Genomic DNA, 8,624 nt, shown 5'->3' with positions numbered 1-8,624 from the left:
TCGACATGCGACGTGAGCTACTTGATCAACTGAATAAACAGCTCGGTAATCAGTTGTCGCTGGCCATCAGTTTGCAGATTAACCAGCAACAATTGCTGAGCATCAACCAGTCGCTGACCGAAACGCTGACCCAGCAGATTTTTTGGGTGAGCAGCAATAAACCGATGAACTGGGAGTTCATCAAGTCATTGCCAGATGAAGTGAAAAATCAGCTGAGCAGCCTGCATGTCAGTATTCCGCCGGGTGAGCTGATGCTGGGTGCACTGCATTCCCTGCCGGTGACCATTCCGCTGTTAACCGTAATTTTGTTGCTGCTGTGGCGCAGGAAATATATTAACCAGCGGATTGAAATGTTGAGCAATGATGTCGGACAGCTCAAGCGGGACAGCCAACTGCATACGCCGCAGGCGCTGGCATTAATGGCGCTGAATGTTTTGCCCGGCGTCCTGCTGATGCTCGGCATCGGCTACTGGCTTTCAGTGTGTGATATCGAGCCGAGTGATTTCTTCTGGACACTGGCGCAACGGTTGGCGGTTTTCCAGCTGGTGATGGGCTTTTGTTATCGAATTCTCAAACCGGGCGGCATAAATGAACGGCACTTCAATACGCCGGCGGCCACTTGTGCTCACTATCGTCGTTCTGTCATTCGTCTGAGTCTGGTGATGTTACCGCTGATTTTCTGGTCGGTACGCGGTGAGAAAGCGCCGCTCGGGCTGGTGGATGACATCATCGGACAGGTCGTGATTTTCCTGACGATGCTAGCCCTGACCGTTCTGGTTTTCCCGATTGCGCGCGATGGCTGGCGTGAAAAAGATTCGCACAGTATTCGGCTGGTGGTGGTGACGGCGATTGCCCTGGCACCGATTTTCTTCGTCGGATTGGTGGTCAGCGGGTATTTTTACACCACGTTGCGACTGGCAGGTCGCTGGATTGACAGCCTGTATCTGCTGATTTTCTGGAACATTGCCTATCTTGCGGCATTGCGCGGACTCAGTGTTGCCGCGCGGCGCCTGGCTTATCGCCGAGCGCTGGCGCGTCGCCAGACCATAGCGGCGAAAGATGGCGCGGAGGGCAACGAGCCAGTCGAAGAGCCGCAGATCGGGTTGGATCAGATCAACCAGCAGTCATTACGCCTGACCACGATGGGCCTGTTCTTTATCTTCGCGACAGTGTTTTACTGGATTTGGTCGGATTTGCTGACGGTGATTTCGTATCTGGACAGCATTACCTTGTGGCATTACTCCAGCACGGTGGCGGGCGCGGTCATTCAGCAAACGGTGACGCTGGGGAATTTCCTGCTCGGTTTCCTCGCGGTGATTGTGGCGTATGTATTAACGCGAAATTTGCCGGGATTGCTTGAGGTTGTCGTGTTGTCGCGGCTGCAATTGCGGCAGGGGACGTCCTACGCCATTACGACCATTCTGACCTATTCGATTACGGTGATTGGCGCAGTGACAGCGCTCGGATCGCTCGGTGTCTCGTGGGATAAATTGCAATGGCTGGTGGCCGCGCTGTCGGTGGGGCTGGGCTTTGGTTTGCAGGAGATCTTCGCGAACTTTGTTTCAGGGCTGATCATTCTCTTCGAACGCCCGGTGCGTATTGGCGATACCGTGACCATCGGGACATTCTCAGGCACCGTCAGCCGCATTCGTATCCGTGCGACTACGATTATCGATTTCGACCGCAAAGAAGTGATCATCCCGAATAAAGCGTTTGTGACCGAGCGGCTGATCAACTGGTCGTTGAGCGACACCGTCACCCGCGTGTTGATCAAACTCGGTGTGGCGTATGGTTCCGATCTCGACAAAGTGAAAGAGATCTTATTGCAGGCGGCGCATGAAAATGCCCGTGTGATGAGTGACCCCGCGCCATTGGTGTTCTTCCTGAATTTCGGGGCCAGCACGCTCGATCACGAACTGCGAGTGTATGTGCGTGAGCTGGGGGATCGCAGTTATACCGTGGATGAACTTAACCGCAGCATTGATAAGCTTTGCCGCGAAAACGGCATTAATATCGCGTTCAATCAGCTGGAGGTGTATCTGCATAATCAGGACGGCAGTGAAGTGCAGGAAGTGAAACGTGTAATGCGACAACCGGGCGATGAACCGGATGCATTGCCACAGAGCTGAGAAATTCGGTGCCATTCAGGGGAAATTGACGGGTTCCCCTGAAGCAGGCAGCCGGTCAGCTTAAAGGTAACTGATCGAAAGCGTACTCTTACTGTTTTTCAACTTTTCTTGATAATCGCGTTGTACGATTTCCAGCGCCGCAAGCGCGGTTTCAGGGGCAATTTCATTGCACTCAAGCAGGTAAATCAAATCGACAGCAAGCTGAAGTTCGGGGGGCGCATTTTCTACGGACATATAGGCCAACATTATGATTAGCAGGTTTTGGACTTACTATTATAGATAAGAAAAGGTCCGGCCTGAATGCCGGATTAAAAAAATGTGATAAAGATTCAAAAACCTTTTTCCTGCCGCTCGATTTGTCTCTCTATTTTGGCCAGCGCCTGACGACAACGCATTAAACGTCCTTCGAGCGCCGCCAGTTCCTTCTGCACCCGCTGCTGATCGCTGAATGTCGCCAGCTGACCCAGCGTGGTTTCCCGATCTTCAATCATCGCAATCAGACGTCGCTCGAACTGCTGAGTTTCCGCCAGTTTGGTGTAATTATCATGGCTTTTGCGTTCCGGTGTCTGGTGCGTTTTGCGCAGAGACTGGGTCGCCAGCTCGCGCTGCATGGCGGTAATTTGTGCCACCAGCCGTTCGGCGATAAACGCCACCTGCGCAGAGCGTTTTTCGAGTACTTCCTGATTCAGTTGCCGCAAATTGGTTTTAATTTCTGCCAGATAATCGCGCAACCGGGTGCCTTTGGTTGAGAAAAGTGCGACATCAAACCGTGCCTGTGAGGCGGAAACATGGCCGATCGGTTCAATTTCCCGAGCCAGTGTTTCGATCTGCTGATCGAGGACATGTAAAATTCGTTCTGTGCTCACGATAATCTCCCTTAAACTCTGGCGTAGCTTACCGGTATGACAGCCTCTGCGCACTTGTTTACACTGAGAAACCGTAAATCGTCTATGCAGCCTGTTTTAAGCTGAAGGAAATGCATGAAACGTGTACTACTGATTACCGTTGGCTGGTTGTGTGTGGTGCTGGCGACGCTCGGCGTGGTGTTACCGTTGTTGCCGACAACCCCCTTTTTACTGCTGGCGGCCTGGTGCTTTGCCCGGTCCTCACCCCGTTTCCATCAGTGGTTATTGTACCGCTCATGGTTTGGCAGCTATCTGCGCCACTGGCAGACACATCGCGCGTTACCGAAAGGTGTAAAACCGAAAGCGGTTGCGCTGATTGTGGTGACTTTCGCGATTTCGATATATTTTGTGCCGTTATTGTGGGTGCGTATTTTATTGGTTTGCATGATGTTTGCGTTGCTGATCATGATGTGGCGATTACCAGTGGTTGACCTTGAGCAATAAAACAGGCGATCATGTCCGGCTGCGGGTTGCTTTTTAAAGCAGCTTTGCATAGATTTGGGCATCTCGTACGTCGGTGCGCTCCCAATTTCCTTCCTTGAACGACATGCTTTATACAGGCATGGCGGGGGACATTTGACCGCCCGCGTTTAAGTATGAACAGCAGCTTTATCAGGCAATTACATTATGACCGCTACCGCACAGCAGCTACAGTTTATTAAAGACAGTATCAAAACCATCCCTGACTATCCTAAGCCAGGCATACTGTTCCGTGACGTCACCAGCTTGCTGGAAGACCCAAAAGCTTACGCTGCAAGCATTCAGTTACTGGCCGATCGTTACCGCGATGCCGGCGTCACCAAAGTGGTGGGCACTGAAGCACGAGGTTTCCTGTTTGGCGCACCGGTTGCGCTGGTTCTGGGCGTGGGCTTTGTTCCCGTGCGTAAACCGGGCAAATTACCGCGTGAAACCATCAGCGAAACCTACGATCTTGAATACGGCACTGACAGTCTTGAAATCCACGTTGATGCGATTCAACCTGGCGAAAAAATTCTGGTGATCGACGATTTGCTGGCAACAGGCGGCACGATTGAAGCCACCGCGAAACTGATCCGTCGTCTGGGGGGAGAAGTGACTGATGCTGCATTCATCATTAACCTGCCGGAACTGGGCGGTGAAAAACGCCTGAACGATTCAAATATCAACTGCTACAGCCTGGTCTGTTTCGACGGCCACTGATTCATGCGCGTTGATGTGAACTGGCCTCGCCGTTAACGCGAGGCCTTTTGCTTTCTGCGCCGTTATTTCCCTCTTTCTTCTGCCCAGACCACCATTATTTTATCGTCACCTTGCTGACGGCTGAAGGCATAATATTGCGCCGTCAGCTGCGATTTCTGCACGCCTGCGCCAACCGCCGGATGTTGTTCCCTGAAAGTTCCCAGTTTTTGCCAATGCTTCAGTAAAGCCTGTTTCGGGCCGGTCAGCTCACTCCAGTTCATGTCAGAACGCGTTCCCTGTAAAGGATCTGAACCCGTCGCGCCAAACTGGCGACCACTTTCATCGCCGTAATAAATCTGCACCGCGCCGGGTGCCAGTAGCAACAAATCTGCGGCGCGCTGCTGTAACGGTAGAGAACCTTTGGCATCGGCAGCGAAAAACAGCCGGGTATCATGCGATGACAAATAACTGAGGACATTGAAATCCTGCATTTTCTCCGCCATCTGCTGATAAGTTGCATCGATGCTGGCAAAACAACTCAGCGCTGCCGCGGCCTGATCCTGAAAATCAAAATTAATCATTGTGTCAAAACCATTGGCGTAATAATCACTTTTCATCACGCCGTGGCCCCATGCCTCGCCGGTCATCCAGAATGGTGCGTCATCCAGCGCCTTTGCAGGATTGGCCGTTTTCCATTGTTTCAGGGCTTCGGCTGAACGGTCTTTGAGTAATGCCAGTGTCGCTTTTTCGACGTGTTTGGCGGTATCCACACGGAATCCGTCTATGCCGTAATCCCGCACCCACTGACTGAGCCAGGTGACCAGATAATCACGCGGTGTTGCACCGGGAATTTCACGTGCGGCCGTATCGGGTTTGTTGCGATAGAAAACGGGCAGGCCGCTGGCTTGCGTCGATTCCGTTTTAATATCCGGCAGGAAGGCCAATGACATCGTCAGATCGTCATAGCCGGGCGAGTCATAGTCACCAATGTCGGTGCGGATCCATTTTTTCCCCCACCAGGTGCTCCAGCCGTCTTTGTCGCCGAAATTAATATAATCATTAAAACTGTGCCAGTTCTGGCCTGGACCGGGCTTCCAGTCAGTCCAGTTTTTGCCGAGTGTTTTTCCGATGTCATCACCTTTCAGATATAACGAGCCGAACTGGAAGGTTTGCATGTCTGCCAGCGTGGCGTAGCCGGTGTGATTGACGACAACGTCAAATAAAATGCGGATCCCACGTTTGTGCGCTTCGCTGACCAGTTTCTGTAAATCTTCGCCGGTGCCCATATTGGCATCGAGTTTTGTCCAGTCGAGCGTGTAATAGCCGTGATAGGCATAATGCGGGAAGTCGCCTTTGGTGCCGCCGCCGACCCAACCGTGGATCTGCTCGAGCGGCGAACTGATCCAAAGTGCGTTAACGCCGAGCTGTTGCAGATAGTCGAGTTTGCTGGTCAGCCCGGCCAGATCACCGCCGTGGAAAGTGCCGATTTCCTGCATTCCGTCACTGTGACGGCCATAGCTGTGATCGTTATCCGGATTGCCGTTTTCAAAGCGATCGGTCAGTACGAAATACACCGTGGCGTTTTTCCAGCTAAACGCCGCGGGCGCTTTGCGCTCTGCTGTTTCCAGTAACAACAGGCCGCCGCTGGCCGGATCCGGCATCATGGTGATGTGGCCGCCGCTGACCTGTGTGCTCTGACCAGAATAAAAATCGCGAACAGTTTCACCCTCAGCAAAAGTGCCGGAGACATCGACGGTCAGCGGTTTTCCATCTCCACGCGGACAGGTTTTCGCCACCGAGGCGACGGTTTCCTCCACCGTTTTCAAACTGAGCTGAAGCGTGGGTGTGCCGCTGCGGGTATCAATTCGGACCTGATAATCCCCCGCGCGGAACAGTTTCCAGTTAACCGGCACCTGGCTTTCACAAGGTTGCAGCGACAGCATTTCGTTAAGCTTTACCGCGCCCGTGGGTTGCCAGCACTGATTATCCTGATGTAATTCCAGTGTGCGTTGTCCCTTAGGTAATGTGGCGTGGCTGGTGAATATTCCGCTGACCGGTTCGGCGAAACCGGGGAAGCCTTGCAGCGTCCAGTCGGCCTGTGCGGCGGGAGAAATGAGCAATAATAAAGGCAGTGTCAGGTGTTTCATGGCTCTCCTTACGAAAGGCAGGAAGCATTATCAGAACAGAGGTGAATTTAAGTGTAATGAGTGGGCAAAATTTGCCCTCATCCCGTGAGGCGAATTGTCAGGAGGAGGAGGAAGGTGGAGAAACTGCGGCGCGCTGCGCAAAAAGTAAAGTAATAGGAATGATGGCGACCCTGCTGGTACACTAAGAAGTGGCAGTCTGGCTCCGGCATCATTATGCTGAGTCTTCAGTCTCCGTTTCGCAGACCAGCGCAGAAAGACGGGTTAAACGATGTTTTTTCGTGTATCGTCAAATTATTCATTATAAATCAACGATGAAGTGTTAATGAGCTATCAGGTTCTTGCCCGTAAGTGGCGCCCCCAAACTTTTGCCGACGTCGTCGGACAGGAACATGTGCTGACCGCGCTGGCCAATGGCTTGTCGCTCGGGCGCATCCATCACGCCTACCTGTTTTCCGGTACCCGTGGCGTAGGGAAAACCACCATCGCCCGTCTGCTGGCGAAAGGCCTTAACTGCGAAACTGGCATTACCTCCACCCCTTGTGGCGTGTGTGATAACTGCCGCGAGATCGAGCAGGGCCGTTTTGTCGATCTGATTGAAATCGATGCCGCTTCCCGTACCAAAGTCGAAGACACCCGTGAGCTGCTGGATAACGTGCAATATGCACCGGCGCGGGGCCGCTTCAAAGTTTACCTGATTGACGAAGTGCACATGCTCTCGCGTCACAGTTTTAATGCGCTGTTGAAAACGCTGGAAGAGCCGCCCGCACACGTCAAATTCCTGCTGGCAACGACGGATCCGCAAAAACTGCCGGTCACCATTTTATCGCGTTGTTTGCAGTTCCATCTGAAAGCGCTGGACGCTGAACAGATCCGTAAACAGCTCGAACATGTATTAACCCAGGAAACCATTACCACGGAACCGCGCGCTTTACAGCTGCTTTCGCGCGCTGCCGACGGCAGTATGCGTGATGCGCTGAGCCTGACCGATCAGGCGATCGCGATGGGGCAGGGCGCGGTGACGACCGAAACCGTGGCACAAATGCTCGGTACACTGGATGACGAACAACCGCTGGCAATGCTGGAAGCGCTGGTCAGCGCCGATGGCGGACAGATGATGGCGCAGGTCGAACAGGCCGCGTCCCGTGGCGTGGACTGGGAAAATTTGCTGGTGGAAACGCTGGCGTTGCTGCACCGCATTGCAATGGTTCAGTTGTTACCATCGGTTCTCGATAATCATTACGCGGCGATTGAACAACGCCTGCGCGAACTGGCGCGTGTCATTCCGCCTGCGGACGTACAGCTTTATTATCAGACCTTACTGATTGGCCGCAAAGAGCTGGCCTATGCGCCGGACAAACGTATGGGCGTTGAAATGACGCTGCTGCGCGCGCTGGCCTTCCATCCTAAAGTGATTATTGCTGAACCGGCTCCTCAGCCAGTCGCAGCCCCAGCTTATGTGGCGCCGCAGGCTCCATCACAACCGGCGGCACCGCGTAACGCACCGCCGCAACAAAACGATAATGCGCCTGCGCCGCAGGGAAATGCAGAACCGGCGTCAATGCCGGATTCCACCGCGCAACTTTTACAGGCACGAACACAATTGCTCAGGCAGGGGAGTACCACCCCAAAAAAAGCTGAGCCGGCAGCGCCAGGAAAAGCGCGGCCGGCAACCTCAGCACTGGAGCGTCTCGCTTCGGTGACTGAGCGTGCGCAGACATTGGCTGTGAAGAAAGAACCTGCCGCGCCGATAAAAGAAGAAGCGTATCGCTGGAAAGCGATGATGGAACCGGAAGTCGCACCGGAACCGGTGGCGACACCGAAAGCGCTGCGCACCGCGCTGGAACATGAAAAATCGCCGGAACTGGCTTCCCGCCTGGCGGAAGAAGCGATTGAACGTGATGAATGGGCGGCTGAGATCAGCCGGATGACCATTCCGAAACTGGTGCAGCAACTGGCGCTGAATGCGTATCGTGAGCAGCCGGAACCAGGCAAAATCTGCCTGCACCTGCGTTCCTCGCAAAAGCACCTGAATTCGCCGTCCGCGCAGAAAGTGCTGACGGATGCTTTATCGGCATTGCATCAGACGCCGGTTGAACTGACCGTGCTGGAAGATGATAATCTGGCGGTGAAGACGCCGCTGGAATGGCGACAGGCCATTTATGAAGAAAAACTGGCGCAGGCGCGTCAGTCTATTATTGCGGATAACAACATTCAGACTTTGCGCCGTTTCTTCGACGCTGAGCTGGATGAAGAAAGTATTCGCCCAATTTAAACGCGCGATTGTG

General features: G+C 53.5%; 7 protein-coding genes and 1 other annotated feature. Of the genes, 4 read left to right on the top strand and 3 right to left on the bottom strand.

Annotated elements, in window-relative coordinates; translation table 11 throughout:
• Positions 1-2,129: mechanosensitive channel MscK (mscK, locus tag UC14_RS06290; protein WP_112197399.1), on the top strand; the 2,129-nt coding region annotated here is incomplete at its 5' end.
• Positions 2,130-2,189: 60 nt separating this feature from the next.
• On the opposite strand, the gene rsmS is transcribed toward mscK, so the two are convergent.
• Complete coding sequence (rsmS, locus tag UC14_RS06285; RefSeq protein WP_015690305.1) at positions 2,190-2,363, bottom strand: pleiotropic regulatory protein RsmS; 174 nt, start codon at positions 2,361-2,363, stop codon at positions 2,190-2,192.
• A gap of 95 nt (positions 2,364-2,458) precedes the next feature.
• Entirely contained in the window at positions 2,459-2,995 is a 537-nt protein-coding gene (gene priC, locus UC14_RS06280) for a primosomal replication protein PriC (protein WP_013576604.1), read from the bottom strand.
• A 114-nt stretch (positions 2,996-3,109) separates the two neighbouring features.
• Between priC and UC14_RS06275 the strand changes: the two genes are divergently transcribed.
• Together UC14_RS06275 and apt are read left to right on the top strand one after the other, a co-directional pair.
• Positions 3,110-3,478: a DUF454 family protein gene (locus tag UC14_RS06275; protein ID WP_013576603.1), complete on the top strand. Its 369-nt coding sequence runs from the start codon at positions 3,110-3,112 to the stop codon at positions 3,476-3,478.
• Between the two features lie 183 nt (positions 3,479-3,661).
• Entirely contained in the window at positions 3,662-4,213 is a 552-nt protein-coding gene (gene apt, locus UC14_RS06270; protein WP_013576602.1) for an adenine phosphoribosyltransferase, read from the top strand.
• A gap of 62 nt (positions 4,214-4,275) precedes the next feature.
• Here the strand turns inward: apt and UC14_RS06265 are convergent, their stop codons facing one another.
• Entirely contained in the window at positions 4,276-6,339 is a 2,064-nt protein-coding gene (locus UC14_RS06265; RefSeq protein ID WP_112197397.1) for an alpha-amylase, read from the bottom strand.
• A 322-nt stretch (positions 6,340-6,661) separates the two neighbouring features.
• Between UC14_RS06265 and dnaX the strand changes: the two genes are divergently transcribed.
• Positions 6,662-8,611 carry a DNA polymerase III subunit gamma/tau gene (dnaX, locus tag UC14_RS06260; RefSeq protein WP_013576600.1) on the top strand — a complete coding sequence of 650 codons (1,950 nt, stop codon included), beginning with the start codon at positions 6,662-6,664 and terminating at the stop codon, positions 8,609-8,611.
• Positions 7,947-8,011: a sequence feature (DnaX frameshifting element), on the top strand. It overlaps the preceding gene by 65 nt.
• Positions 8,612-8,624 lie beyond the last annotated feature (13 nt).

The sequence above is a fragment of the Rahnella sp. NRRL B-41462 genome, from assembly GCF_003263525.1.
In the GTDB taxonomy this organism is placed as follows: Bacteria; Pseudomonadota; Gammaproteobacteria; order Enterobacterales; family Enterobacteriaceae; genus Rahnella; species Rahnella aceris.
The sequence above is the reverse complement of the archived record's forward strand: the minus strand, read 5'-3'. Positions and strand labels throughout refer to the sequence as shown.